Annotated in this window: 27 protein-coding genes and 1 pseudogene; 12 read left to right on the top strand and 16 right to left on the bottom strand. The window is 72.2% G+C overall.

Features of this window, described 5'->3' with window-relative positions:
- Positions 1–423 precede the first annotated feature (423 nt).
- The 3 genes from lnt (at position 424) to ABD808_RS06345 (ending at position 3,544) form a co-directional block, all read left to right on the top strand.
- Positions 424–2,127 (top strand): apolipoprotein N-acyltransferase, encoded by a 1,704-nt coding sequence (gene lnt, locus ABD808_RS06355; protein ID WP_344891251.1) that lies wholly within the window; start codon positions 424–426, stop codon positions 2,125–2,127.
- A 5-nt stretch (positions 2,128–2,132) separates the two neighbouring features.
- The gene (locus ABD808_RS06350; RefSeq protein WP_344891248.1) at positions 2,133–2,879 is read left to right on the top strand and encodes a polyprenol monophosphomannose synthase; all 747 of its coding nucleotides are present in this window, start codon (positions 2,133–2,135) and stop codon (positions 2,877–2,879) included.
- 140 nt (positions 2,880–3,019) lie between these two features.
- Positions 3,020–3,544 (top strand): FxsA family protein, encoded by a 525-nt coding sequence (locus ABD808_RS06345; RefSeq protein ID WP_344891242.1) that lies wholly within the window; start codon positions 3,020–3,022, stop codon positions 3,542–3,544.
- A 39-nt stretch (positions 3,545–3,583) separates the two neighbouring features.
- Here the strand turns inward: ABD808_RS06345 and ABD808_RS06340 are convergent, their stop codons facing one another.
- Genes ABD808_RS06340 through ABD808_RS06330 form a run of 3 tightly spaced genes read right to left on the bottom strand, consistent with a single transcriptional unit; the run spans position 3,584 to position 6,764 of the window.
- Positions 3,584–4,375, bottom strand: a complete 792-nt coding sequence (locus ABD808_RS06340) for an ABC transporter permease subunit (protein ID WP_344891240.1) — start codon at positions 4,373–4,375, stop codon at positions 3,584–3,586.
- Complete coding sequence (locus ABD808_RS06335) at positions 4,372–5,838, bottom strand: DUF1349 domain-containing protein (RefSeq protein WP_344891237.1); 1,467 nt, start codon at positions 5,836–5,838, stop codon at positions 4,372–4,374. The genes ABD808_RS06340 and ABD808_RS06335 overlap by 4 nt, the downstream gene beginning before the upstream one ends.
- Positions 5,835–6,764, bottom strand: a complete 930-nt coding sequence (locus ABD808_RS06330) for an ABC transporter ATP-binding protein (RefSeq protein ID WP_344891234.1) — start codon at positions 6,762–6,764, stop codon at positions 5,835–5,837. The genes ABD808_RS06335 and ABD808_RS06330 overlap by 4 nt, the downstream gene beginning before the upstream one ends.
- Before the next feature lie 136 nt (positions 6,765–6,900).
- Between ABD808_RS06330 and ABD808_RS06325 the strand changes: the two genes are divergently transcribed.
- A complete protein-coding gene (locus tag ABD808_RS06325; RefSeq protein WP_344891231.1) occupies positions 6,901–7,914 on the top strand; it encodes a sensor histidine kinase in 1,014 nt (337 codons plus the stop codon).
- Between the two features lie 18 nt (positions 7,915–7,932).
- Positions 7,933–8,601, top strand: coding sequence for a response regulator (locus ABD808_RS06320; RefSeq protein WP_344891228.1), 669 nt, complete (start codon positions 7,933–7,935; stop codon positions 8,599–8,601).
- A gap of 10 nt (positions 8,602–8,611) precedes the next feature.
- Here ABD808_RS06320 and ABD808_RS06315 read toward each other — a convergent pair whose 3' ends face one another.
- From ABD808_RS06315 to ABD808_RS06300, 4 genes are all read right to left on the bottom strand, one after another.
- Positions 8,612–9,094, bottom strand: a complete 483-nt coding sequence (locus ABD808_RS06315) for a MarR family winged helix-turn-helix transcriptional regulator (protein ID WP_344891225.1) — start codon at positions 9,092–9,094, stop codon at positions 8,612–8,614.
- Positions 9,095–9,254: 160 nt separating this feature from the next.
- Positions 9,255–9,599: an RNA polymerase-binding protein RbpA gene (locus tag ABD808_RS06310; RefSeq protein ID WP_344891223.1), complete on the bottom strand. Its 345-nt coding sequence runs from the start codon at positions 9,597–9,599 to the stop codon at positions 9,255–9,257.
- A 142-nt stretch (positions 9,600–9,741) separates the two neighbouring features.
- Positions 9,742–10,359 carry an ATP-dependent Clp protease proteolytic subunit gene (locus tag ABD808_RS06305; RefSeq protein WP_344891220.1) on the bottom strand — a complete coding sequence of 206 codons (618 nt, stop codon included), beginning with the start codon at positions 10,357–10,359 and terminating at the stop codon, positions 9,742–9,744.
- Positions 10,356–10,970: a ClpP family protease gene (locus ABD808_RS06300; RefSeq protein ID WP_344891217.1), complete on the bottom strand. Its 615-nt coding sequence runs from the start codon at positions 10,968–10,970 to the stop codon at positions 10,356–10,358. The genes ABD808_RS06305 and ABD808_RS06300 overlap by 4 nt, the downstream gene beginning before the upstream one ends.
- Positions 10,971–11,053: 83 nt before the next feature.
- On the opposite strand from ABD808_RS06300, the gene ABD808_RS06295 reads away from it, so the two are divergent.
- Entirely contained in the window at positions 11,054–11,353 is a 300-nt protein-coding gene (locus ABD808_RS06295; RefSeq protein WP_344891214.1) for a type II toxin-antitoxin system Phd/YefM family antitoxin, read from the top strand.
- On the opposite strand, the gene ABD808_RS06290 is transcribed toward ABD808_RS06295, so the two are convergent.
- Positions 11,329–12,159, bottom strand: coding sequence for a glycerophosphodiester phosphodiesterase family protein (locus ABD808_RS06290; protein ID WP_344891211.1), 831 nt, complete (start codon positions 12,157–12,159; stop codon positions 11,329–11,331). The genes ABD808_RS06295 and ABD808_RS06290 overlap by 25 nt on opposite strands.
- Before the next feature lie 116 nt (positions 12,160–12,275).
- On the opposite strand from ABD808_RS06290, the gene ABD808_RS06285 reads away from it, so the two are divergent.
- Positions 12,276–12,497: an EF-hand domain-containing protein gene (locus ABD808_RS06285; RefSeq protein WP_344891208.1), complete on the top strand. Its 222-nt coding sequence runs from the start codon at positions 12,276–12,278 to the stop codon at positions 12,495–12,497.
- Between the two features lie 15 nt (positions 12,498–12,512).
- Here ABD808_RS06285 and ABD808_RS06280 read toward each other — a convergent pair whose 3' ends face one another.
- Both ABD808_RS06280 and ABD808_RS06275 read right to left on the bottom strand, forming a co-directional pair.
- Positions 12,513–13,145 carry an SAM-dependent methyltransferase gene (locus tag ABD808_RS06280; RefSeq protein ID WP_344891205.1) on the bottom strand — a complete coding sequence of 211 codons (633 nt, stop codon included), beginning with the start codon at positions 13,143–13,145 and terminating at the stop codon, positions 12,513–12,515.
- Between the two features lie 282 nt (positions 13,146–13,427).
- Positions 13,428–14,438: an aldo/keto reductase gene (locus ABD808_RS06275; RefSeq protein WP_344891202.1), complete on the bottom strand. Its 1,011-nt coding sequence runs from the start codon at positions 14,436–14,438 to the stop codon at positions 13,428–13,430.
- Positions 14,439–14,779: 341 nt separating this feature from the next.
- Here ABD808_RS06275 and ABD808_RS06270 point away from each other — a divergent pair, with 341 nt between their 5' ends.
- Positions 14,780–15,217, top strand: a complete 438-nt coding sequence (locus ABD808_RS06270) for a hypothetical protein (protein ID WP_344891200.1) — start codon at positions 14,780–14,782, stop codon at positions 15,215–15,217.
- Between the two features lie 364 nt (positions 15,218–15,581).
- On the opposite strand, the gene ABD808_RS06265 is transcribed toward ABD808_RS06270, so the two are convergent.
- Positions 15,582–16,184 carry a TIGR03086 family metal-binding protein gene (locus tag ABD808_RS06265; protein WP_344891197.1) on the bottom strand — a complete coding sequence of 201 codons (603 nt, stop codon included), beginning with the start codon at positions 16,182–16,184 and terminating at the stop codon, positions 15,582–15,584.
- A 96-nt stretch (positions 16,185–16,280) separates the two neighbouring features.
- Between ABD808_RS06265 and ABD808_RS06260 the strand changes: the two genes are divergently transcribed.
- Complete coding sequence (locus ABD808_RS06260; protein ID WP_344891194.1) at positions 16,281–16,877, top strand: TetR/AcrR family transcriptional regulator; 597 nt, start codon at positions 16,281–16,283, stop codon at positions 16,875–16,877.
- 155 nt (positions 16,878–17,032) lie between these two features.
- Here the strand turns inward: ABD808_RS06260 and ABD808_RS06255 are convergent, their stop codons facing one another.
- From ABD808_RS06255 to ABD808_RS06235, 5 genes are all read right to left on the bottom strand, one after another.
- The gene (locus tag ABD808_RS06255; protein WP_344891191.1) at positions 17,033–17,587 is read right to left on the bottom strand and encodes a TrmH family RNA methyltransferase; all 555 of its coding nucleotides are present in this window, start codon (positions 17,585–17,587) and stop codon (positions 17,033–17,035) included.
- Positions 17,584–18,198: a class I SAM-dependent methyltransferase gene (locus ABD808_RS06250; protein ID WP_344891188.1), complete on the bottom strand. Its 615-nt coding sequence runs from the start codon at positions 18,196–18,198 to the stop codon at positions 17,584–17,586. The genes ABD808_RS06255 and ABD808_RS06250 overlap by 4 nt, the downstream gene beginning before the upstream one ends.
- Before the next feature lie 81 nt (positions 18,199–18,279).
- A complete protein-coding gene (locus tag ABD808_RS06245; protein WP_344891185.1) occupies positions 18,280–19,227 on the bottom strand; it encodes a VWA domain-containing protein in 948 nt (315 codons plus the stop codon).
- Positions 19,224–20,279: a DUF58 domain-containing protein gene (locus tag ABD808_RS06240; RefSeq protein ID WP_344891182.1), complete on the bottom strand. Its 1,056-nt coding sequence runs from the start codon at positions 20,277–20,279 to the stop codon at positions 19,224–19,226. The genes ABD808_RS06245 and ABD808_RS06240 overlap by 4 nt, the downstream gene beginning before the upstream one ends.
- Positions 20,276–21,292 carry an AAA family ATPase gene (locus ABD808_RS06235; RefSeq protein ID WP_344891179.1) on the bottom strand — a complete coding sequence of 339 codons (1,017 nt, stop codon included), beginning with the start codon at positions 21,290–21,292 and terminating at the stop codon, positions 20,276–20,278. The genes ABD808_RS06240 and ABD808_RS06235 overlap by 4 nt, the downstream gene beginning before the upstream one ends.
- A gap of 750 nt (positions 21,293–22,042) precedes the next feature.
- Here ABD808_RS06235 and ABD808_RS06230 point away from each other — a divergent pair.
- From ABD808_RS06230 to ABD808_RS06220, 3 genes and pseudogenes are all read left to right on the top strand, one after another.
- Entirely contained in the window at positions 22,043–22,225 is a 183-nt protein-coding gene (locus ABD808_RS06230; protein WP_344891176.1) for a hypothetical protein, read from the top strand.
- A gap of 82 nt (positions 22,226–22,307) precedes the next feature.
- Positions 22,308–22,595: pseudogene (locus ABD808_RS06225) on the top strand (LysE family translocator); the annotation flags it as partial.
- A 65-nt stretch (positions 22,596–22,660) separates the two neighbouring features.
- Positions 22,661–24,307 (top strand): DUF885 domain-containing protein, encoded by a 1,647-nt coding sequence (locus ABD808_RS06220; protein ID WP_344891173.1) that lies wholly within the window; start codon positions 22,661–22,663, stop codon positions 24,305–24,307.
- Positions 24,308–24,339: the final 32 nt, after the last annotated feature.

Below are 24,339 nucleotides of genomic sequence, written 5' to 3'. Positions count from 1 at the left end.
TGTTGAGCTGGGAAAACACGGAGTCGCCGCAGAACATGAGGCGGTTGACAAGGTGGCGGAAGCCGGTAGTTTTGCTCCAGTCCAGCACGGGACTCACCGATCGGCTGCCCGAGGCGCCGCCGGGCACCGCGCACGCGACGGGACGGGGATCATGCGAGTGGTCGACTGCCGTGTCCGCCCGAGCCAGCACGGTGTTCCGAGGCCGTGCCCTGGGCGGAGCCGCCCGATCGGGCGGGGGGTTGGACCCGGGAAGGGCCCCGACATCCAGTAGAAAACGGAGCCTCGCTCCCACCGCCTGTGGGACGACTCCGGCCCGATGGATGTCGCGGGCCCTCTTCCGTGTACGCGCGAGGCGGTGCGGTCGCCGTGGTCGCTGTGGGCCGGTAGCGTTCCAGCCATCGGACCGAGCGAACGAGGTGGGACGTGGCCCAGGAGACCCTTCCCGACCGGTCGCCCGCGAAGGGCCCGGACGAGGGCCCAGGCGGCGAACCGGGCGGCGAACCGGGTGCGGCCCGCCCGGGACGGCTCGGCCGCGCGTCCGGCTGGCTTCGGCGTGGCGGCCGCGCGGGCTGGCCCCGCACGCTGCTCGCCGTCGCGTCCGGGCTGGTCATGTGGCTGGCGTTCCCGCCCCACGACCTCACGCCCTGCGCGCCGGTCGGCGTCGCCATGTTCACCCTCGCGCTGCGCGGACGTCCCGCCCGGACCGGCGCCTGGCTCGGCTTCGTCGGCGGCGCCGCGTTCTTCCTGCCCGTCCTGGACGGCATCTCCGCCATCGGCGCGGACGGGTGGATCGCGCTCAGCCTGGTCCAGGCCCTGTACTTCGTGCCGCTCGGCGCCGGGATCTCCCTGGTCACCCGGCTGCGCGGCTGGCCGGTGTGGACGGCCGCGCTGTGGATCGGGGAGGAACTGATCCGCGGGCACGTCCCGTTCGGCGGGTTCCCGTGGGCGCGGCTGGCGTTCAGCCAGACCGCCACGCCCCTGACGCCCTACGTCGCGTACGGCGGCGCGCCCCTTGTCACGTTCCTGACCGCCCTGATCGGCGGGCTCCTCGCCTACGCCGCCGTCACCGTCCGCCGCGCCCAGCGCGCCCGCGCGGCCGGTTCCGAGGCCGAGGGTGACGACGGGCGGCGAATCCCGTGGCGCGTGCTGGTGCCCGGTGGGGTCGCGCTCGCCGTGACGGGCGCGCTCGTCGGGGGCGGCGCGCTGATCCCGACGCCCACGTCGGGGCGTCCGGTGACCGTCGCCGTCATCCAGGGCAACGTGCCGCGTCTCGGCCTGGACTACCTCGGGCAGCGCAAGGCCGTCCTGAACAACCACGTCAACGAGACCCACAAGCTCGCCGAGCAGGTCCGGGCGGGCAAGGTCGCCCGGCCCGCGCTGGTCGTGTGGCCCGAGAACGCCAGCGACCTGGACCCCTACGCCGTGCCCGACGCCTACGCCTCCATCGACGGCGCGGTGAAGGACATCGGCGTCCCCGTCCTGGTCGGCGCGCTCACCGACACCCCCGACGGCAAGAAGGTCGAGAACCGCGGCATCGTGTGGGACCCGCGGATCGGGCCCGGCGACTACTACGTCAAACGGCATCCCGTCCCGTTCGGGGAGTACCTCCCGTTCCGCGACGTCCTCACCAAACTGATCACCCGGTTCAACCGCGTCCCCCGCGACTTCGCCAAGGGCGAACGCTCCGGAGTCATGCGGCTCGGCCCGGTCACCATCGGCGACGTGATCTGCTTCGAGGTCGCCTACGACCGGGAGGTCCGCGACGTCGCGGACGGCAGCCTGCTGGTCGTGCAGACCAACAACGCCACCTACGGCCGCACCAGTCTGCCGCCCCAGCAGATCGCGATGTCCCGGCTGCGCGCGGTCGAACATGGCCGTACGATCTTGGTTGCCGCGACGAGCGGCATCAGCGCGATCGTCGCCCCGGACGGCCGGATGATCGACAAGTCCCGGGAGTTCGTCCCGGATTTGCAGGTCGCGACCGTCCAGGCGCGGACGTCGCGGACGGTGGCCGACCGGGTCGGCGCCGTGCCCGAATGGGCGCTCGCGGCGCTCGGGCTCGGCGCGCTCTGCGCGGCGGCATGGACCCCGGCCCGCCGTCGGGCCGGGAACGACGAGGGGAACTGACGACGATGGAGATCCCAGCCGACCTCGGCCGGGTGCTCGTGATCATCCCGACGTACAACGAGCGGGACAACATCGAGCGCATCGCCGGGCGGGTGCGCGAGGCCGTCCCGGCCGTGGACGTCCTGGTGGTCGACGACGCCAGCCCCGACGGCACGGGTGACGTCGCCGACGCCATGGCCGACCGGGACGAGCAGATCAGGGTCCTGCACCGCGCCGGGAAGGACGGCCTCGGCCCCGCCTACATCGCCGGGTTCCGGTGGGCGGCCGAGCACGGCTACGACGTCATGGTCGAGATGGACGCCGACGGCTCCCACCAGCCCGAGGAACTGCCCCGGCTGCTGACCGCGCTACAGGACGCCGACCTGGTCATCGGGGCCCGCTGGGTGCCCGGTGGCAAGGTTGAGAACTGGCCGAAGCGGCGCGAGGCGCTGTCGCGCGGCGCCAACACCTACGCCCGGCTGATGCTCGGCATCCCCCTACACGACGCCACCGGCGGCTACCGCGCGTTCCGCGCCGCGACCCTCGACAAGATCGGGTTGGACGGCGTCGACTCGCGCGGCTACTGCTTCCAGATCGACCTGGCGTTGCGCGCGCTGCGGCAGGGCCTGCGGGTCGTGGAGGTGCCGATCACGTTCGTCGAGCGCGTCCACGGCACCAGCAAGATGAGCCGGGACGTCATGGCCGAGGCGGCGCTGCGAATCACCCAGTGGGGCGTGTCGGACCGCGCCCGTAAGCTCCGCCCGCCCCGCTGAACCCGTCCCCCCGAACCCGCGCACGCTGAACCCGCGCACGATGAGCTTGCGCCGCCGAACCCTCGCCCTTGGGGAAACGTTCGGGGGGGTCCTGGCGTTGTACCAGGGGAGAGGGATTTTCCCGACCCGAAGCTGGAGTCATGCTGCCGCTGCTACTGGTCCTGGTGCTGCTGGGAATGCCCGTCCTGGAGATCTTCGTGATCATTCAGTTGGGCGGGGCGATCGGTGCCTGGCCCACGGTCGGGCTGCTGGCCGCCGAGTTCCTGCTCGGCGCCTGGATCGTGCGCCGGGAGGGCCGCCGCGCGTGGCGGGCCCTCCAGGACGCGGTGGGCCGCGGCGTGATGCCCGACCGGGAACTCGCCGACGCCGCGCTGATCATGGCGGGTGGCGTGCTGCTGCTGACGCCCGGGTTCGTCACCGACGTGTTCGGGCTGCTGTTCATCCTGCCGTTCACCCGTCCGCTGGTGCGCCGCGCCCTGTCGGGGTGGGCGTCGCGGCGGATGCGGGCGGCCGCCGACCGCGAGGCCTACGCGATCTTCCCGCCGGGCTTCGGCCCCGGCCCTGGTCGCGGCCCCGGACCCGGGCCCGGTTCTGGTCCCGGTTCTGGTCCAGACCGCGACGAGACCCCGCCGGGACCGGTGGTCCGCGGCGAGGTCGTCGACTGACCGCGCCAGGCGCCTCACGGGGCGAGACGCCTGACACGGTCAGGCATCGCGGACGGCGAACAACACCGCGCCGACCAGCAGCGCCGCCGCCGTGTACCCGGCGAGGACCGCGAGGCCCGGCCACGGCCCGATCGGAAGCCGTTCCAGGCCCCGCGTCGACTGCACGGCCAGGCCCGCCGACATCGGCGCGACCTTGTTCAGCCTTTCCCGCCAGGTCTCGTCCCCCACGAACTGGACGATGATCGGCACGATCCACAGCAGCCCCAGCACCGACGTGATCGCCGTCGCCTGCTCCCGCACCGCCACGGCGACGCCCAGGGACAGCAGCGCCACCAGCACCAGGTACAGGACGGTCCCGCCCGCCGCGCGGGCCGTGGCGCCGTCCAGCGGCGACAGCGGCGGGTACCCGTTGGCGGCGGTGAACCCGTTGCGGGGCAGGATGCCCCGGCCCGCCGCCAGCGACGCCAGCACCCCGACCGTGCCCGCGGCGGCGACGGCGGCCGCGACCACGGCGGCCTTGGCGGCCAGGACCCGGCCGCGGCGCGGGACCGCCGCCAGCGTCGCGGTGATCGTCCCGGTGGCGTACTCGCCGCCGACCGCGACGACGCCGAGCACGATCGCGGCGACCTGCCCGAGCCGCACTCCCGACAGCACCAGCTTCGGGGTGTCCTCCTGGCATCCGGCGGGCGTCGGGCAGTGCGCGGTGTCGACCGACCCGGCCATCGCCACGCCGACCGCGACGGTGAGCCCGGCCAGGGCCAGCAGCAGCCACCCGGTGCTCGGCAGCGTGCGCAGCTTCGTCCACTCCGCGTGGACCGTCCCGGCCCTCACGGGTCGCGCCGCCCGTTCAGCCACAGCGCGGCGGCCAGCGCCACCGCCGTGTAGGCGCACAGCACACCGAACCCGGCCCACGGGTCGATGGCCCGGTCGAACCGGTGGACGGTCTGCTGGACGGCGAACCCCGCCGCCGGGGTGATCCGCTCCAGCCACCGCGCTGCCGACAGCGGCAGCCCCGTCGCGACGATCTGCGGAAGCAGCAGGAGCAGCAGCACGATCGTGATCGCGGGCGCGCTGCGCCGCACGATCGACGCGACCGCCACGGCGAACACCGCGATGACGCCGAGCAGCGCGGCCGTGCCGACCATCGCGCGCAGCACCGCCGGGTCCGCCAGCGGCGGCGGCGACACCCCGGACGAGCGCAGCAGCGGCGACGCCAGCCCCATCGACCCGAACGCCGCGACCAGGCCCGCGACCAGCGCCGCCGTCCCCGCCACGATCGCCTTGGCCGCGAGGACCCGGCCGCGCCGGGGGCTCGCCGCGAACGTCGTGCGGAGCATCCCGCGCCGGTGCTCGGACGTCACGAACAGCACCGCCAGCGCGATGATCGCGGCCTGCCCGACCAGCACGCCGGTGAGGGTCATGCGGGTGGTGTCGTCGACGAAGGCGTTGTGGCCGATGTCGCCGGTCCCGGTCAGCGTGAACGTCCCGCCGGACCGGGTGGTCTCGCCCGCGTCGCCCTGGACGGCGGGCCCGCCGAGGGCGCCACGGTCGCGCCACGCCGCGCCGGGCTGTGCCGGGGACAGCGACACGTTGTCGAACGCGGCCCGCGTGTCGGCGGGTTCGGTGCTGACGCTCTCGCCGCCGAACTGCCGCTCGACCTTCGCGGCGTCCGGCGCGGCCACGAACACCCCCGCCAGCGCGGACCGGGGCAGGCCGTCCAGAGTCACCGACCCGACGCGCCGCCAGTCGCGTCCGTCCGCGGACTCGTAGCCGGTCACGGTCGTGCCCGAGCGGGTCAGCCGCAGCCAGCGCGGCGTGGTCGCCACCCCGGGGTTCGCGCGGCCCTGCCCGTCGCCCTTGTAGCCGGTCTGGAGGCGGACGCCGTGACCGGGCGTCACCATCAGCGCCGCGTACGGGGTGGCGCGCTCCGCGCTGCCCCGGATCATCAGCCCGGCCTTCGCCCACGCGCCCCCGCCCTGCTGGGACGTGACCCGCGCGACGACCGCGCCGTCCCCGGCGAGCGGCTGGTAGGTGTACTGCCCGAGGTCGTAGATCTGCACGCGGTCGGGGTCGGCGGTCCCTTCCCCGGACCCGCTCGACTGGGTGGACGTCGCGGTCAGCAGCGCCACCAGCACGGTCAACGCCACCGCCAGCAGCAACGCCAGCATCCAGCGGGGGACGGTCCGCAGCTTCGTCCACTCCGACAGCAGCAGCCGCCCGAACCCGTCGCTCGCGTCCTGCTCGACGGTGCTGCGGTACGGGGTCACCGCAGTGGAACCCGAGGGCGCGGTCACGGTGCCTCCCGTCCGGCCACGGCGCGGAATTCGACGGCGTCGCGGGTGAGCTCCATGTAGGCCTCCTCCAGTGTCGCGCGGTGCTCGGAGATGCCGCTGAACGCCACGCCCGCACCCGTGAGGAGCGTGATGATCCGTTCGGAGCCGAGGCCCGCGACGGTGACCGCGTCCCGGCCGTTCGCCGTGACGGTCGCGCCCGCGTGGGCCAGCACCGTCATCGCCTCCTGCCGTCGCGCGGTGCGCAGCTCGACGCGGCCGCCGGACGCGGCGTCCAGCAGCTCCCCGACGCCGGTGTCGGCGATCAACCGGCCCCGGCCGATCACGACGAGATGGTCGGCGCCGCCCTCCAGCTCGCTCATCAGATGGCTGGACACCAGCACCGCGCGGCCCTCGGCGGCCAGCGACCGCAGCAGGCCCCGGATCCACGTGATGCCCTCGGGGTCCAGGCCGTTCACCGGCTCGTCGAACATCAGCACCGGCGGGTCGCCGAGCAGCGCCGCCGCGATCCCGAGCCGCTGCCGCATGCCGAGCGAGAACCCGCCCGCGCGGCGCCGGGCCGCGCCGGTCAGGCCCGTCAGCTCGATCACCGTGTCGACGCGGCGGGCCGGGATCCCACCCGCGTGCGCGAGCCACAGCAGGTGGTCGCGGGCCCGGCGCGCCGGGTGCAGGGCCGCCGCGTCCAGCATCGCGCCGAGACGGCACAGCGGCGTCCGCAGCGACCGGTACGGCTTCCCGCCGACCAGGGCGGTGCCCCCGTCGGGCCGGTCCAACCCCATGATCATCCGCATGGTGGTGGACTTGCCGGCGCCGTTGGGGCCGACGAAGCCCGTGACCCGGCCGGGGCCGACGGTGAACGACAGGTCGTCCACGGCGACGGTCGGCCCGTACCGTTTGCGGAGGCCCCGCACTTCGATGGTTGCGTCCATGGCCAGGGAGATTACGGACCGTCGCGGCCCGGCGTCGTCCCGCTGCGGAGCCGTTTCCGGCGGCGGGCGTCGGGGGAGGCCCCGTCCCTCCCCGGGGGGACGCCGCCGCGCCGCCGTTCACGCCACAATGACAGGCGTGCGGCGGAGCGGGACGATCACGGGGTGGGGGCTGTGGCCCGCCATCGGCGCCGCGCTGGCCGTGGCGGGGACCGGCGAGGCGGTGTGGCGGACCGGCGGGTCCGGGGCGTTCCTGTCCCTGGCCATCGTGGTGGACGTGTGCGCGACGCTCCCGCTCGTCCTGGCCCGCGACCGGATCACCGCCGCCGCCGCGATCGTCACCGTGGCGACCGCAGCCGCGTGTGTGTTGCACCAGGGAGTGGCCGTCGCGGCGGTCGTCGCGCTGGTCACCGTGTGGTCGGTGCTGCTGCGGCGGCGGATGCTGCGGCGCCGCGCCGACGCCGCCGAGCGGGACGCCTCCCGCCGCCGGTTCGAGCACACGCTGCTGGAGCACACCGCGCGGGGCGAGCGGGCCCGCATCGCCCGCGAGCTGCACGACGTCGTCGCGCACCACATCTCGATGATCTCCGTGCAGGCCGAGACCGCGCGGCTGGCCGTCCCCGGCATGCCCGCCGAGGGCGCCACGCGGCTGCTGGCCATCGGCGACACCGCGCGGACGGCGCTCACCGAGATGCGGCGGCTGCTCGGCGTGCTGCGTGAGGACGCCGGGGCCGAGCCGACGCGCCGTCCCCAGCCGGGTCTACAGCAGCTCCTGGACCTGATCGACGAGACCCGCGAGTCGGGCGCGTCGGGAGTCCGGCTGATCGTGCGCGGCGGTGTCGCCGTCCTGGACCCGGGCGTCGAGCTGGCCGCCTACCGGATCGTGCAGGAGGCCCTCACCAACGCCCGGCGGCACGCGCCCGGCGCCGCCGTCGACGTTGACCTCGACTACGCGCCGGGGGAGCTGCGCGTCAGCGTCCGCGACAACGGCCCCGGCCCCCTGCCCGACCCGGACACCCGGACGGCCGGGCACGGGCTGCTCGGCATGCGGGAACGCGCGGCCGCCGTCGGCGGTGACCTGCGCACCGGCCCCGGCCCGGTCGGCGGTTTCCTGGTGGAGGCGACGCTGCCGGTGGGTGCCCCCGATGAGTAGGCCGATGGGTAGGCGGCCGTGAGCGTGCGCGTCGTGGTGGCCGACGACCAGGAGGTCGTCCGCGCCGGATTCGGGGCGCTGCTCGGCACCCAGCCGGACCTGGCCGTCGTCGCGACCGCCGCCGACGGAGCCGCCGCCGTCCGGGTCTGCGGCGAGCACCGGCCCGACGTCGTGCTGATGGACGTTCGGATGCCCCTGATGGACGGCATCGAGGCCACCCGCCGCATCGCCGCCGCCCCCGACGCCCCGCGGATCCTGATGCTCACCACGTTCGACCTCGACGAGCACGTGTACGACGCGCTGGTCGCCGGGGCCAGCGGGTTCCTGCTCAAGGACGTCACGGCCGAGCGGCTGTTCGACGCCGTCCGGGTCGTCGCGGCGGGGGAGGCGCTGCTGGCGCCCGCCGTGACGCGCCGCCTCATCGGTGAGTTCGCCCGGCTCCGTCCGCGTCCGCCGTCGCACCGGCCGGACGGCATGGACGCGCTGACCCCCCGCGAGACCGACGTCCTGCGCCTGGTCGCCGAGGGCCTCAACAACGCCGAGATCGCCGCCCGGCTCACCGTGGGGGAGGAGACGGTCAAGACGCACGTCAGCCGCGTCCTGCGCAAACTGGGGCTGCGCGACCGCGTCCAGGCCGTCGTCACCGCCTACGAGAGCGGCCTGATCCGTCCCCGCTCGGGCCGCTGACCCCAGCCACTCAGGCCTGCTGCGCGTGGTGGTCCAGGAGGCGGGTGAGGAGCCGCACGAACTGGTCGCGTTCGGCGGGGAGCAGTGGGGCGAGCAGCTCGTCGTGCAGCTCGTCCAGGACCGTGTCGAGGCGCCGCAGCTGCCGGCGGCCCTGCTCGGTGATCGTGATGACGTTGCGGCGCCGGTCGTCGGGATCGGGCGCCCGCTCGACGAGGTCGCGTTCGGACAGCTCGTTGAGGACGCCGACCATGTCGCTGCGGTAGATGCCGGTGCGCCGGCTCAGCGTCGCCTGGCTGCCCGGCCCGTACTCCAGCAACGAGGCGAGCACGGCGTAGTGCCACTTGCGCGCGTCCGCCCGGGCCAGGCCCTCGTTGATCAGCCGATCCGACTGCGCGGACATCAGCGACAGAAGGCGGCTGGTCCGTCGCAGCCTGTCCGGCGTCCTCGTCTCGCCGTCGACGGGCATGTCCGCGGCATCGGCTCTACTGCTCATGACGCCGACCCTACCCCGTTGCGTTAGTCCAACTAACGACCTGCCCGCCCGCCTGGACGCGCGAGAACTGAGACCCCCCGGAAAGCGCGAACGCCACTGGCGGCCGGATGTGGCCGACAGTGGCGTCGACGTTTGGTTCCCCCTTCGGTCGCTCAGGAACTCACGCGGACTTCTTGCGTCCCGCGCGCAGGATCTCCAGCCGTTCGGCCAGGACCTCTTCGAGGTCTTCGAGCGTCCTGCGTTCCATGAGCATGTCCCAGTGCGTGCGCGGTGGTTTGCCCTTCTTCGCCTGTGGCAACTCCCCGTCGACCCGCAGGGCCGTGGCGCCGCAGTTGCGGCATTCCCAGGTCATCGGCACCTCGGCCTCGGCTGCGAGCGTCACGGTGAACCTGTGGCCCTTGGTGCAGGTGTAGTCCACCTCTTGCCGAGGGGCCAGATCGGTGTTGCGATCGTTCTCGTAGCTCGTCGCTCCGAGTCGGGTGCCGCGAAGTGCGCGCTCGGCCATCGTCACGTGCCTCCCAGACGGCTTGCGGTCTTGCCCTTGCCAACGCTGAATCCGGTGACAAGATTCCCCGGGGCGGCATGATCCAACCCTGTCGTTTCCGGTCATGCCACGCCGTGCCGGTGAGATTTTCCGGTGCGGGACGTCAGCGGCGGGCCGTGAGCACCTCGTCGATCAGGCCGTAGTCCTTGGCCTCAGCGGCGGTGAAGTAGCGTTCCCGGTCCAGGTCACGGCGGACGGTCTCGGGGTCGCGCCCGGTCGCCTCCGCCACGATCTCCTCGGTCTGCCGCCGCAGCCGCAGCACCTCCCGCGCCTGGATGTCCAGATCGGTGGCGTAGCCGCTGGACACCTCGATCGCGGGCTCGTGCAGCAGGATCCGCGCTCCGGTCAGCGCCGCGCGGCGTCCAGGCGACCCCGTCGCCAGCAGGACCGCCGCCGCCGACCCGGCCTGCCCCACGCACGTCGTCTCGATCGGCGGACGGACATAGCGCATGGTGTCGCAGATCGCCAGCATCGCCGTCAGCGACCCGCCCGGCGAGTTGATGTACAGGGCGATGGGCCGGTCGGGGTCCATGCCCTCCAGCGCCAGGATCTGCGCGGTGACGTCGTTGGCGCTGATGTCGTCCACCGGCGCGCCGAGGAACACGATCCGGTCCTCGAACAGCTTGTTGTAGGGGTCGGTGTCCTTGCGCCCGTAGGTCGTCTGCTCCTCGAACTGGGGGACGAGGTAGCGCCGCTCGTCCCGCGTGCCGTTCCCGGTCATGTGCCCACCCGGTCGGTGTTGTCGATGACGTGGTCCACGAAACCGTAGTCGCGTGCCTGCTCGGCTGTGAACCAGGCGTCGCGGTCCCCGTCGGCCTCGATCTGCTCGAGCGTCCGCCCGGTGTGGAACGCCGTCCGCTCCGCCAGGGTCCGCTTGAGGTAGAGGGACTGCTCGGCCTGGATCCTGATGTCGGACGCGGTCCCGCCGATCCCGCCGTGCGGCTGGTGCATCATCACCCGCGCGTGCCTCAGCGCGTACCGCTTGCCCCGCGTCCCGGCGCACAGCAGCGTCTGTCCCATGGACGCCGCCATGCCCATCGCGACCGTGGATATGTCGTTCGGGACGAACTGCATCATGTCGTAGATCGCCATCCCGGCGTCCACGACCCCGCCGGGCGAGTTGATGTAGATCGTGATGTCGCGCCGGGCGTCCTGCGCCGCGAGGAGCAGCAACTGCCCGTTGACCCGGTTGGCGACCTGGTCGTCGATCTCGGTCCCGAGGAACACGATCCGCTGGGCGAGCAGCCGCTCGTACAGCTGCGCCTGCGCCAGCTGCGGTACCTCGGTCGCCACGGCCCGCGTCCTGCCCACGAGCGTCTCCGCCGGTTCCATGAACCCTCCCTTGACCGCTATGTATAAAACGTACGTTTTGAGTGTATGACCACCGAGTCGGATTTCCAGGTGTTCGCTATAGGATGAATGATGTGGAAATCGCGGTGACAAAGGCCCGGAAGATCTTCGCGGAGCTGGTCAACCGGGTCGTCTACGGCGGCGAGGAGGTCGTCCTCACCCGGCACGGCAAGACGGTCGCCGGGCTCGTCTCAGCGGCGGACCTGGAGCTGTTGCGGCAGATCAGGGCGGCGCGACTCGACCTGACGCGCGCCGACCTGCCCGTGTCGGAGGAGCGGCCGCGCGGCCTGTCCGAGGAGGCTCCGCTGCCGGTCGCGGCGCGGTACCGTCCGCCCGGCGGTCAGCGCCCCGGCTTCGGCCGCTGATCCCGCGCGAGCCCGGCGCCGGGCCAGTGGCCGCGGGACGCCATGACGTCCCGGAGCGTCAGCAGCTCGTCGGTCATGATTCCGTCGACGCCGAGGTCCAGGAGCCGTTCCATGTCGGGACGGTCGTTGACCGTCCAGGCGTGGACCTGGAGCCCGAGTTCGTGGGCGCGGGCGATGAACGACTCGGTGACGAACGGCAGCGGCCCGAGCCCGTAGGGGACCTGGGCGCAGGCGACGCCGGTGGCGGCCAGGCGGATCAGCTTGGCGGCCGGGCCGCCGTACGACCGGGCCCGCAGCGCCATCACGCCGCGCGGGCCGAGCGCCGTGCACACGCCGCCGTCGGTGAACAGGGGGAGTCGGGCGCGCATCTGCGCCAGCCTGCGGGTGGAGAACGAGGTGAGGCACACCCGGTGCCAGGCCTTCGTGCGGTGCAGCGCGGCGGCGAGCGGGCCGATGACGGGGGCGTCCTTGAGGTCGATGTTGACCCGCGCGTCCGGGAAGGAGCCGAGGAGTTCCTCCAGGCGGGGGATCGGCTCGGTGCCGCCGATGCGGGCCTTGGCGACCTCGGAGTACGGCAGCTCGGCGATGGTCCCGGCGCGGTCGGTCACGCGGTCGAGGGTGCGGTCGTGGAAGGCGACGACGACACCGTCGGCGGTGGCGTGCGCGTCGGTCTCCAGATAGCGGTAGCCGAGGTCGACGGCGCGCTGGAAGGCGGCCATGGAGTTCTCGGGCCGCCCGCCCGCGCCGCCGCGATGGGCGAAGGGGATCGGGCCCGGATGGTCGAGGAACTCGTACGTGCGGCGCACCCGTCCGATTATGGCGGACCCCGAACCCAGCCTTGACCTTACTACGTAAAGGCGACGGGCGGGAACACCCCAGTGCTACCGTCAGCCCGGCAACCGATCAACGAGGGAGCAGGCCAGTGGCGGACGTGAACGACTACCGGGCGACGTTCGAGCTCGTGGACGTGGACGGCGACGGGTACATCTCCACGGCCGAGCTGAAGAACCTGATGACCAAGCTCGGGCAGGACATCACCGAGACCCGCGCGGTCGAGGTGGTCGTGGCCGCCGACGCCAACCGTGACGGCCGGATCTCCCTGGAGGAGTTCACGGCGCTGATGGAGCGGACCGCCGGTCGCTGACGGCCCGCCCCTGGCTCAGCCCCTGCGGCGGAGCTTGAGCGCGTTGTCGGTGCGGGTCATGGTGCGCCCGTCCGGGGCGGTCTGGATCCGCTCGTGCTCGTCGCTGACCAGCACCTCCCACACGTCGTCGGGGAGCCGCAGCGACGCCAGGACCTCGTCGGCCGTGGGCAGGTGCACGCCCGGGTGCGCGTCGGGATCCCACGGCGGTGGCCCGGCGTGCCCGACGACCAGCAGGACGCCGCCGGGCGCGACGGCCGCGGCGGCGGCGCGCAGGATCGCCTCGCGCGGCATGCCCTCCTCGGGGGAGTGCAGGAACGCGGCGGAGACCAGGTCGTAGGTCCCTTCGGGGAAGGACGCGGCAAGGTCGTGCCGCTGGAACTCGATCCGGTCGGCGACTCCCGCGGCCTTGGCGTGGTGGGCGGCGCGATCGAGCGCGACACCGGAGATGTCTGCTGCGGTGACGCCCCAGCCGCGCCGGGCGAGCCAGATGGCGTCGCCGCCTTCGCCGCAGCCGAGGTCCAGGGCGGTCCCGGGTTCCAGGTCGGTGATCTCCCGGACGAGGACGGCGTTGGGTTCGCCGCTCCACAGGTGGTCGTGCTCGGAGTAGCGCCCGTCCCAGAACGCCTGGCCAGTGCTGGTTTCGTCCATGCCCCGATGGTGCCCCCTCCCACCGCCCCCCAGCGAACCTCGTTGCCGTTCCAGCAAACCCGAACCCCGGCAGCAGTCGCGGAAGATCCAACGAACCCGCCTTTGAGGTGGGATTTTCGGGTTCTCAAGACGGGCTACGATCTCCAGCGTCACGGTTCGTGCTGATCCCGGTACGCCCGTTGTCGACAAACTGGAACGTGGCGGTGGGCGGAGCCCGGCGGCGAGGCTTGGGCTGTGAAGGCCGAGGCCAAGGACTCCTCGAAGGCCCGGCGGTAGCCCGGACTACCGGGAGCCCGCCCCATGCCGCTGCTTGTAGAAGGACTCCTCCAGGTAGGCGGCCTCGTGCGGCTGGTAGGGCTCCTCCAGGTAGGCGGCCTCGTCATCGTCGAGTTCGACGTCCACGGCGGCGACCGCGTCGGCCAGCTGGGCCGGCTTGGTGACCCCGACGATGGGCGAGGTCACCGCCGGGTTGCGCATGACCCAGGCCAGGGCGACCTGGGCCGGGGACAGACCCCGCTTGCCCGCGATCTCGTGGACGCGCTCGGCCACTGCCTGGTCCTCGTCGCGGTAGAGGATCTTGCCGCCCTCGTCCGTCTCGGCACGCGCCGTGGCGGTGTCCTGGACCCGAGTCAGCTTGCCCCGCGCCAGCGGGCTCCACGGGATCACGCCAATGCCCTGGTCGGCGCAGAGCGGGAACATCTCCCGTTCTGCTTCTCGGTGAATGAGGTTGTAGTGGTCCTGCATCGACACGAACCGGGTCCAGCCGTTCAGGTCAGCCAGATACAGGGCTTTGGCGAACTGCCAGGCGTACATGGAAGAGGCTCCGATGTAGCGGACCTTCCCGGACTTGACCGCGTCGTGCAGCGCCTCGAGGGTTTCCTCGATCGGGGTGCCGTAGTCCCAGCGGTGGATCTGGTACAGGTCGATGTAGTCGGTCCCCAGTCGCTTCAGGGAGGCGTCGAGCTCGGCGAAGATCGCCTTGCGGGACAGCCCGGCGCCGTTCGGGCCGGGGCGCATCCGCATCCAGACCTTGGTGGAAAGAACGACCTCCTCTCGCCGGGTGAAGTCCTTGACCGCCTGGCCGACGATCTCCTCGCTGCTTCCGGCGCTGTACCCATTGGCCGTGTCGAGGAAGTTGACGCCGCCATTGAGGGCCTGCTTGATGATGTCCCGGCTGGCGTCCGCGCCCAGCGACCAGGGCTCGCCGCCCCGGTCTGGCTCGCCGAAGCTCATGCAGCCGAGGGCGACGGCGGAGACTTCCAGTCCGGTCATTCCGAGTTTGATGTATCGCATGCTCCGGAACCTAGGAGCTGGAGTGCGCTCCGACGCAAATTCGGCGGCGCGGGGCATGTGCACCCTGTCAGGTTCCGACCGTTTGGGTCAGACGTACCAGAGAACCCATTTGGCCAAGGCGCTGAACCTACCCACCCCGGCAGTGCGGAAGCCCGGGGCGGGTGGGTCGAGCTGCCGCGTCCGTCGGCCGTCGGCGCCGGACCGGCCGGGCAGACGCGGATCAGCTACGCCCGCGCCTCCATGAGACCCACCCCACACTTACACCCCTTGCGTTAGTCCGACTAACGACATAGTTTCATTAGTGTCATAAACGTTTGTGAGACAAACGGTTAGGGGTCATCATGACGACCGACGCACGTCCCTTCGGCACCGCGCTCATCGGCCAGACCGAGAAGGCGCTCAACGCGATCCTGGACCGGCACCTCGCCGGGACCGGCATCTCCGAGCCCCAGTGGGTCACCCTCACCCTCGCTGCGGCCAGCGGCGGGACAAACGAACGCGACGACCTGATCCGCCGGGTCATCGGCGCCGCGCGGATCAGCCGGGAGTCGGCGGAGACGCGCATCGCCGAGCTGGCCACCTCGGGTTTCCTGCGCGAGAACGATGGCCGCGTCGAGGTCACCGGCGAGGGCCAGGCCCGGTGGTCGGACGTCCGCGCCGCCCTCGCCCCGATCACCCGCGAGCTGTGGTCCGGCCTGCCGGACGGAGACCTCGCCACGGCGGGCCGCGTGCTGGGCGTCGTCCTGGACCGCGCCAACGCCATCCTGTCCGCCGCCTGAACCCGTCAGCCGCCCGGATCGGTGACGGCCTGGCGCACGCGCGCCGTCCGGTGGACGAGGTTCTCATCGGGATCCCGATAGCAACCGCCGAAAATCCAACGGATAGTGGCCTGACCTGCTCCCCGGGCGGCCGTGGCAGGCGTTGGCGCCGGTGGTGGCCGCCGACCCGGGCCCGGCCGCCGAGCCGATCCGGATCGGGTACGCGCGCTGTTCCACCAAGGGGCAGGAGCTCATGATGTCACCAGCGGTCGAAAGGCCAGGCGGGCCAGACGGTTGATCGCTGGGGCGGTTGGGGCACTCTGTGGCCCGTAGGGGAGCACGAGCCCGGCGGCTCGACGCCGACGTCCCCGCGTTTGCCGGCGCGTCACATGTCCCGGCGTGGGGAGAGGCCGCGGCCGAGGAAGGCCAGCAGCCGCCGGTGTGCGGGTGCGTCTGTGGGCTGGTGGAGTTCGGGGCCGAACATTCCGGGGCGGCGGAAAGCGTCGAAGTCCATGCCACGCATGGTGGTGAGTAGTGCATCGCAGTCCTGCTCGTCGACGAGCCTCTCCTGGGCGGTGGCGATCGCCAGGTCTGCGCCGTGCACCAGGACCTCGGTGAGATGGATGACTGCGGCCATCGGCCCGGGGACGGCGCCGAATCCCAGCCGTACGGTGGTTTCCAGGGCGCCCGGGCGGTGCCAGGCCGCGCGGTCGAGTCGGGCGGCGTCGGCGAAGGCGGCCTGCGGGTCGGTGCCCAGCCAGTCGTCCTCGTGCTCGCCGCCGGGGTCGGTGCCGGTGAGCTCGGCGGCGAAGATGTGCATGCCGCCGACCAGGTGGTTGAGTTCGGTGCGCACGTCCCATCCCTGGCAGGGCGTGGGGGCGGCGAGGTGGTCTTCGGCGATGCCGTTGACGATGGCCGCGGTCCTGTCGATGGCCCGGTCGATAAGGACTCGTCCTCGAAGAGGAACTTCATGGCAGACTCCCGTCACTAACCGAGACGGAACGGGACCGTCTCGACATTGCCCGCACACTAGCCCAACCCTAAGACGAGACGCAACCGTTCCGTCTCGGGTATGCTCGGCGGCATGAGCCGATCGCCAGCAGTCCGCCCGCCCGGCGGGCCCATACTTCAGGACGCCGTCACCGACGCGATCCGCACCGCCTTCTTCGAAGAGCTCGCCGAGGTCGGCTACGGGCGGTTGTCGTTGGAGGCCGTGGCCCGGCGTGCCGGTTCGGGCAAAGCCGCCATCTACCGGCGCTGGCCGTCCAAGGAAGCCATGACCATCGACCTGATCACCCAAGTCTCCATCGCCGCAACCGACACCCCCGACACCGGGACCCTGCGCGGCGACGTCCTGGCCTTCCTGACCGCAGTCGACGCAGCGCTCCGGCATCCGCTGGTGTCGCGAATTCTGCCCGACCTTTTCGCCGCAGGCGTCCACCACCCCAACATCGCCGCCTCCCTGGGCGACAGGGTCGGCGGAGCCCGACGCGAGAAAGCGGTCAACGTCCTGCGGCGGGCGGTGGAACGCGGAGAACTCGCTCCCGGCACCGACTTCGAACTCGGCCTGGACCTGCTGGCGGGACCCCTCTACTGGAGCACCACCATTCGCCAAGCCCCCGCCGACCCGGCTCGCCTGGAACGGCTCGCAGACAAGGTGGTAGCCGCCCTCGCGGCGTAAACGGGCGATCCATCACACCACCCGTGGTGATCATGGTTCAGCATGAAGGTGGTGCCGGTCTCGTTGACGGTGGTGGGACGCAGCGGTCGCCAGCCTTCGATGAGCTTGGCGCCACTACCAGCGGCACAAGTCGGTGTGATCGCGCGCGGTGTGGGTCAGGCGGTCCAGTCGCGGCGGCGGGCCTCGGCGAGCGCGATGGCGGTGGCGACGGCGACGTTGAGGGAGCCGACCCGTCCGACCTGCGGGATGTAGGCGACGGCGTCGGCGGCGGCCAGCAGGGCGGGGGAGCAGCCGTGGTCCTCGCCGCCGACGGCGAGGCAGACGTCGCCGTCCAGGGGCGCCTCATGCAGCGGGACGGCGTCGGAGGTGAGCTCGACGGCGACCAGGCGCAGCCCCTTCGCGCGGACGGCCGCGGCGGCGTCGGTGACGCTTCCGGCGTGTTCCCAGGGCACGAGGCGGGTGGTGCCGAGGGCGGTCTTGTCGACGCCCTTCTGGGTGGGGGGCGTGGCGTTCCCGGCGAGCCACAGGTGCTCGACGCCGAACGCGGCGGCGCTGCGGATGATGGAGCCCATGTTGAACGGCTGGGTCACCGACTCCACCAGAAGGCCGAGGCGGGCGTCGGTGCGGCGCCGCCAGTCGCGGTTGAGGCGTTTGACGTCGGTGCCGCGCAGCTGCCTGCGTCCTTGCGTGGTCGGCTGCGAGCCGTTCATCGGGAACTGCCTTCCATGCGAGGGGCGACGCGCAGGACGCGGTACGCCGATCGCGACGCGATCCGTTCGGTGGGGTGGCCCTGACCGTCCAGCCAACGTTGCAGGGAGTCGGAGCCGAGGTGTTTCTGCACGACGAGGTACGCGAGCCCGGTGGGGGTGAGGCGGGAGAGCCAGGTGAGGAGGAGGTCGTGCAGGGCGTTCTTGCCGATGCGGATCGGTGGGTTGGACCAGATCGTGGCGAAGCGGAGCCCGGGGTCGAGGTCGTCGATCAAACTGAACCTTACATTGTCAAGGTGGGCGGCGTGAGCATTACTCTCAGCCAGTGCCAGGGCCCGCTCATTAACATCCACGCCCCAGACCCTCGCCTGCGGCGAACGCTTGGCCAGGGTGAGGGCGATGGGTCCGTATCCGCAGCCGAGGTCGAGGAGGTCGCCGTCGGGTGGCGGTGGGGGAGCGGTCTCCAGCAGGACGCGGGTGCCGAGGTCGACGCGGTCGGGGGAGAACACGCCGCTGTCGGTGTCGAGCCGCAGGTGCAGGTCGGGCAGGACGAGGTCGATGGTGCGGCGGCTGGTGGCGGCGCCGGGCCGCGCGGCGAAGTAGTGTTCCCCCACGTCGGCCGACCGTATCAGCGTTCGGTGGGTTCCGCGTCCGCCACGGCGGGGCCGACCGTGCGGGCCGTCGTGGCTGGACGGTCAGGGCAGGCGGGAGAACCAGGCCAGGGAGGCGCCCGCGGCGGCGAGCCCGAACAGCAGCGCGATGCCGGTGTAGCGGGCGGCGACGTCGCGGTGTTCGGTGCGGAAGCCGAGGCTGGTGCCGATGTTGGCGTAGACGTCGCGGAGCTGCTCGGAGTCGGCGGCCTCGTAGGCCTTGCCCTCGGTGCTGTCGGCGAGGGCGCGCAGGGTCTCCTTGTTGACGGAGACGCTGGTGGTCTCGCCCTCGATGTCGACGGTGCCGTAGGGGGTGCCGAACGCGATGGTGGAGACCGGGACGTGCGCGGCGCGGCTGGCGTCGATGGCCTCCTGGACGGTGCGTCCGGTGGTGTTGTCGCCGTCGGAGAGCAGCACGATGTGGGCGGGCGGCGGGTTCTGACTGGCCTGGGCGTCGAAGGACCGGACGGCCTGGAGGCTGGTGAAGACGGCTTCGCCGATGGCGGTGCGTTTGGCGAGGACGAGCTGGTCGATGGAGGTGGTGGCGGCGTCGCGGTCGGCGGAGGGGGCGGCGATGAGGTTGGCGCTTCCGGCGAAGGCGACGACGCCGACGTTGAAGCGGGCGGGGAGTTCGTCGATGAACTTCTTGGCGGCGGACTTGGCGGCGTCGAGGCGGCTGGGCGGGACGTCCCTGGCCATCATGGACAGGGAGACGTCGATGGCGACCATGATGGTGGCGCGGTCGCGGGGGACCTTGACGGAGTCGGCGGGCCGCGCGAACCCGACCATCATCAGGGTGATCATGATGAGGAAGAGCGTGGCGGCGACGTGGCGGCGCCAGCCGGGTCGTTTGGGGGCGACCTGGGACAGCAGGGCGAGGTTGGTGAACCGGACGGCGTAGTGGCCGCGGCGCATCTGGAGGATGACGTAGACGGTTGCCAGGAGGGGCAGCAGGCCGAGGAGCCAGAGCCGTTCGGGTGACAGGAAGGTCATGGGCGCACTCCCGCGGTGGTGACGGTTCGGCCGGCGGCGCGGCGTTGGCGTAGCGCGAAGCGGGCGATGTCGGCGATCCAGTCGCGGTCGGTGCGCAGGACGAGGTGGTGGGCGCCGCTGCGGCGGAGGGCGGTGCGGGTGTGGTCGCGTTGGGCGGCGGCGGCCGCGGCGTACTGTTCGCGGACGCGGCGGCTGAGGACGATCTCGTGGGCGGTGCCGGTCTCGGGGTCGGTCATCTCGACGAGGCCGACGTCGGGGAGGTCGAGTTCGCGGGGGTCGATGATCTCGATGGCGAGGACCTGGTGGCGGGCGGTGAGGCGGCGGAGGGGGCGTTCCCAGTCGGGCCGGTCGTGGGAGTCGCGGGGAGCGAGGACGGGGTGGGTGCCGTCGGGGGCGAGGAAGTCGGAGATGACGACGCGCAGGCCGCGGCGGGTCTGGCCGCGGCCGAGGGAGTCGATGGCGGTGGCGAGGTCGGGGGGGCCGGTGCGGTGCGTGGCGTTGGTGGGGGGCGCGGTGCGGGGGGTGCCGTGGTCGACGGACTGGGCGTCGAGGGCGGCTTGGAGGAGGGCGTAGAGGGCGGCTTTGCCGGTGCGGGCGGGCCAGCGGCGGGTGCCGTCGGTGTGTAGGAGGTAGGCGCCGGCGCGGTCGCCGAGGCGGATGGTGAGGAATCCGACGGCGGCGAGTGCGGCGACGGCGAGGTCGCGTTTGGTCATGGTGGCGGTGCCGAAGTCCATGCTGGGGGTGAGGTCGAGGAGGGTCCAGGCTTCGAGTTCGTGGTCGGCGATGAGGTCGCGGACGTGGGGGGTGGTGGTGCGGGCGGTGACGGCCCAGTCCATGTGGCGGACGTCGTCCTCGCCGGGTTGGTAGAGGCGGGCTTCGGCGAGTTCGGTGCCGGGGCCGGGGAGGAGGCCGAGGTGTTCGCCGTTGAGGAGTCCGTCGAGGCGGCGGGTGACCTGGAGTTCGAGGCGGCGCAGGGTGCGTTCGGGGGCGAGGTGGGCGAGTTTGCCGCCGTGTCTGCGCCGGGGGCGGGGGGCGGGGCCGCGGGGTGTCATGCGGTGGTCACCGCGGCGGCGCCGTGGTTCCAGACGACGCGGGGTGGTGGGACGGCGGCGAGGATCTGGGCGACGACGTCGGCGGCGTCGACGCCGTCGGCGAGGGCGTCGAAGGTGAGGACGAGGCGGTGGGCGATGACGTCGCGGGCGACGGCGCGGACGTCGTCGGGGAGGACGTAGTCGCGTCCGGACAGGAGGGCGAGGGCGCGGGCGGTGGCTGCGAGGCCGAGGGTGGCGCGGGGGCTGGCGCCGATGTCGATGACGCCGCGTAGGTCGGGGAGGCGGTACTGGTCGGGTTCGCGGGTGGCCATGACGAGGCGGACGATGTAGTCGGCGATGAGTTCGTGGACGGAGACTTCTTCGGCGGCGCGTTGGAGGCCGGCGAGGCGGTGGGTGTTGAGGATCTGGGTGGCGGCGGGTGGGTCGACGCTCATGCGTTGGAGGATTTGGAGTTCTTCGTGGGCGGCGGGGTGGTGGACGTCGATTTTCATGAGGAAGCGGTCGCGTTGGGCTTCGGGGAGGGGGTAGACGCCTTCGGATTCGATGGGGTTCTGGGTGGCGAGGACGATGAAGGGGGTGGGGAGGGGGTAGGTGTTGCCGCCGAGGGAGACCTGGTGTTCGGCCATGACTTCGAGGAGGGCGGACTGGACTTTGGCGGGGGCGCGGTTGATTTCGTCGGCGAGGACGAAGTTGACGAAGACGGGGCCGAGTTCGACGTCGAACTGTTCGGTGGAGGGGTGGTAGATGCGGGTGCCGACGATGTCGGAGGGGACGAGGTCGGGGGTGAACTGGAGGCGGGCGAAGGTGCCGCCGACGACGTGGGCGAGGGTGTCGACGGCGAGTGTCTTGGCGACGCCGGGGACGCCTTCGACGAGGCAGTGGCCCTGGGCGAGGAGCGCGACGATCATTCGTTCGACCATGTGGTCTTGGCCGACGATGACTTTTTTGACTTCGGCGAGGGTGTTCTGGAGGAGCGCCGCGGCTTCGTCGATGTCGGTGGCGGCGATGGTCATGTGGGTTTCCCTCACTAGTGCCTTGGTGCCGGGCTGGGCGCGTTTCGACCCTACGCGATCGCTTGTACCCGTTCGCTGGGGATACGTGCGTGGCTGGGGTGATCGGTTCGGGGCGTGTCGGGGCTGATCGTAGGGGCTGGTTGTTAGTGTTGCGGCCATGTCGAGGCCGTTGCCCCCGGGTGATCCTGATCGGTTGGGGCCGTTTCGTTTGTCGGCGCGTTTGTCGGAGTCCGCGGCCGGGATCGTGTTCCTGGGGGTGGATGAGGCGGGGCGGCGGGCGAGTGTGGCGGTGTTGAACCGTGGTGCGGCGGGTGACGCGGCGGCGCGGGACAGGTTTCGTGCGGCGATCAATGAGGCGGTTCCGGGCCGGGGCGGGTCTCCGTCCCCGTCTTCGGGGGCGTCGGGCGGCGGGACGGGTGGGGTGGCGCCGGTGGTGGCGGCGCAGCCGGATGGTCCGGCGCCGTGGGTGGCGACGTCGTATGAGGCGGATCGGGTGGGTGCGGAGCGGTTCTTGGAGCCGGTGGAGTTCCAGGGGGCGGGGCGGTCGTGGTGGGGCGGTCGGCGGCGGGGTCCGCAGTTTCAGCCGTACTGGTTGGGGTCGGCGGAGCCGGCGTTGGAGCGTCCGATGCCTCCGCCGGATCTGGTGGGCCCGGTGGGGGAGCGTCCGCCGGATCGGAGTTTGGTGCGGACGGTTGTGGGTTTGTTGGCGGTGTTGGCGCTGCTGGCGGTGTTGATGGGGGTGTTGTTCGCGTGTCAGCCGGAGGCGAAGGATCCGCCGCCTCCGCCACCGGAGCCGACGCCGTCGTTTCCGCAGCCGTCCAGGCCGCCGACGTCGCCGTCTCCGGTTCCGCCGGGGCGGTCGCCGACGCCGGTGCCGCCTGGTCAGCCGACTCCGGTCCCGCCGCCGACGGGCCCGGGTGGTGGCGGTGGTGACGGCCCGCCGCTGTAGGACGCGCGATTACGACGCGCGACAGGGCCGGGTGGGAAATGGCTTTGCGGGTGGTCGTGGACGCGGTCCTATCGGTTGGGTCTGGTGACGAATTTCGCCAATCCGAAAGCCGGGGTGTTCGCGGTGTCGTTCCTGCCGCAGTTCGTCCCGGAGGGGTGGCCGGTCGCGGCGGCGCTGGTGGGGTTCTCGGTGGTGTGGGCGTTGATCGACCTGGCCTGGTACGGGGTGGTGGTGTGGCTGGTGGGGGCGGCGCGGCGGGTGTTGGAGCGGCCGGTGGTGCGGCGCCGGTTGGACCAGGTGTCGGGTGTGGTGCTGGTGGGGTTGGGTGTGCGGTTGGCGGCCGAAACACGTTGATGGGGCCGCCGCTTTGGCACATTTTCATGATCGCCTATCGGGTTGGCTGGCCGTAGCCTGGGTCGGTGACCGCACTGGATGGCCTCGCAGACCGGTATGTGGACGAGTTCGCCGCGCTGGACCCGTGTCTCGCGGCGATGATGGGGATCGCCGGGCAGGACGCGCGGTTGACCGATTTCGGTCCGGACGGGGCGGCGGCGCGGGCGGGGTTGGCGCGGCGGATGTTGGCGGAGTTGGCGGCGACGCCGGTTGTGGGTGACGCGGAGCGGGCCGCGGCGGCGATGTTGCGGGAGCGTCTTGAGGTGGACGTGGCGGCGGAGGAGTCGGGGGTGCGGGAGTGGTCGTTGGAGACGATCGACGGTCCGGTGCAGCGGTTGCGGACGGCGGTTGAGCTGCTGGATCAGGGGCCGGAGACCGACTGGGAGTCGGTGCGGTCGCGGGTGGCGGCGGTGCCGGGGGTGCTGGCGGGGTTGCGGGTGAGTCTGGAGCGGGAGTGCGGGCGGGGGCGGGTGGCGGCGCGGCGGCAGGTGGTGCGGAACGCGCGGGAGTGCCGGGAGGTGCCCGCGTATCTGGTGGGGTTGGCGGGACGGTACGGGGACGGGCCGTTGCGGTCCGGGTTGGACGCGGCGGCGCGGGAGGCGTCGGCGGCGTTGGTGGAGTTCGCGTCGTTCCTGACGGGCGCGCTGGCGGGCCGGGCCCCGGAGCGGGACGCGCTCGGCGTGGAACGGTACCGGGCGGGGGTGCGTGACTTTCTGGGGACGGAGCTGGATCCGCTGGAGACGTACGCGTGGGGGTGGGAGGAGCTGGCGCGGATCCGGGCGGAGATGGCGGACGCGGCGGAGCGGGTGATGCCGGGTGAGCCGTTGCCGGTGGTGCTGGCGGCGTTGGACTCCGATCCAGCGTACCGGGTGAAGGGCGCGGAGGCGTTCCAGGCGTGGATCCAGGAGTTGGCGGATCGGGCGATCGCGGATCTGGACGGGGTGCATTTCGACATTCCGGAGGCGTTGCGGCGGATCGACTGCCGGATCCCGCCGGTGGAGTCGGGTGTCTACTATCTGGCTCCGGCGGAGGACTTGTCGCGTCCGGGGACGGTGTGGTGGACGGTCGACGACCCGTCCGGTGACATCGTGACGTGGAGCGTCCCGGCGACGATGTTCCACGAGGGTGTGCCGGGCCACCATCTTCAGCTGGGTGTGACGACGTTGAACCCGGTGTTGAACCGGTTCCAGCGGGTGTCGAGTGAGTTGCACCCGGGGCACTGCGAGGGCTGGGGCCTGTACGCGGAGCGGTTGATGGACGAGCTGGGCCACTACGAGGACCCGGCGCACCGTCTGGGGATGCTCGCGGGCGGGCAGCAGTTCCGCGCCGCCCGGGTGATCCTGGACATCGGGATGCATCTGGAGTTGGAGATCCCGGCGGGCACGGGCTTCCACGAGGGTGAGCGGTGGACGCCGGAGCTGGGGTTCGAGTTCCTGCGGGCGCACAGTGGCCCGGTCCCTGACGCGGACGTGGCGTTCGAGATCGACCGTTACCTGGGCCGTCCAGGGCAGGCGATCGCGTACAAACTGGGCGAGAAGATCTGGCTGGAAGCACGAGAGGAATCCCGGCGCCGCGACGGCGCGGCGTTCAACCTGAAGGACTTCCACCGCCGAGCCCTGGACCTCGGACCGATGGGCCTGGACCTGCTCCGCACCGAACTGGCCCGCCCCTGACCCGCCCGGCAGACCACCAGACGGCGGCTCGG

Origin of the sequence: Actinomadura meridiana, assembly GCF_039537545.1 — a bacterium.
Taxonomy (GTDB): domain Bacteria; phylum Actinomycetota; class Actinomycetes; order Streptosporangiales; family Streptosporangiaceae; genus Spirillospora; species Spirillospora meridiana.
Note: the sequence above shows the minus strand (reverse complement) of the source record. Positions and strands in the feature narration are given on the sequence as shown.

Excerpts from the sequence above, each read along its gene's own strand:
- ABD808_RS06350 (WP_344891248.1), top strand. The coding sequence starts at position 2,133 with ATGGAGATCCCAGCCGACCTCGGCCGGGTGCTCGTGATCATCCCGACG.
- ABD808_RS06345 (WP_344891242.1), top strand. The coding sequence starts at position 3,020 with ATGCTGCCGCTGCTACTGGTCCTGGTGCTGCTGGGAATGCCCGTCCTG.
- ABD808_RS06330 (WP_344891234.1), bottom strand. The coding sequence starts at position 6,764 with ATGGACGCAACCATCGAAGTGCGGGGCCTCCGCAAACGGTACGGGCCG.
- ABD808_RS06315 (WP_344891225.1), bottom strand. The coding sequence starts at position 9,094 with ATGAGCAGTAGAGCCGATGCCGCGGACATGCCCGTCGACGGCGAGACG.
- ABD808_RS06310 (WP_344891223.1), bottom strand. The coding sequence starts at position 9,599 with ATGGCCGAGCGCGCACTTCGCGGCACCCGACTCGGAGCGACGAGCTAC.
- ABD808_RS06305 (WP_344891220.1), bottom strand. The coding sequence starts at position 10,359 with ATGACCGGGAACGGCACGCGGGACGAGCGGCGCTACCTCGTCCCCCAG.
- ABD808_RS06300 (WP_344891217.1), bottom strand. The coding sequence starts at position 10,970 with ATGGAACCGGCGGAGACGCTCGTGGGCAGGACGCGGGCCGTGGCGACC.
- ABD808_RS06295 (WP_344891214.1), top strand. The coding sequence starts at position 11,054 with ATGAATGATGTGGAAATCGCGGTGACAAAGGCCCGGAAGATCTTCGCG.
- ABD808_RS06280 (WP_344891205.1), bottom strand. The coding sequence starts at position 13,145 with ATGGACGAAACCAGCACTGGCCAGGCGTTCTGGGACGGGCGCTACTCC.
- ABD808_RS06275 (WP_344891202.1), bottom strand. The coding sequence starts at position 14,438 with ATGCGATACATCAAACTCGGAATGACCGGACTGGAAGTCTCCGCCGTC.
- ABD808_RS06270 (WP_344891200.1), top strand. The coding sequence starts at position 14,780 with ATGACGACCGACGCACGTCCCTTCGGCACCGCGCTCATCGGCCAGACC.
- ABD808_RS06260 (WP_344891194.1), top strand. The coding sequence starts at position 16,281 with ATGAGCCGATCGCCAGCAGTCCGCCCGCCCGGCGGGCCCATACTTCAG.
- ABD808_RS06255 (WP_344891191.1), bottom strand. The coding sequence starts at position 17,587 with ATGAACGGCTCGCAGCCGACCACGCAAGGACGCAGGCAGCTGCGCGGC.
- ABD808_RS06245 (WP_344891185.1), bottom strand. The coding sequence starts at position 19,227 with ATGACCTTCCTGTCACCCGAACGGCTCTGGCTCCTCGGCCTGCTGCCC.
- ABD808_RS06240 (WP_344891182.1), bottom strand. The coding sequence starts at position 20,279 with ATGACACCCCGCGGCCCCGCCCCCCGCCCCCGGCGCAGACACGGCGGC.
- ABD808_RS06235 (WP_344891179.1), bottom strand. The coding sequence starts at position 21,292 with ATGACCATCGCCGCCACCGACATCGACGAAGCCGCGGCGCTCCTCCAG.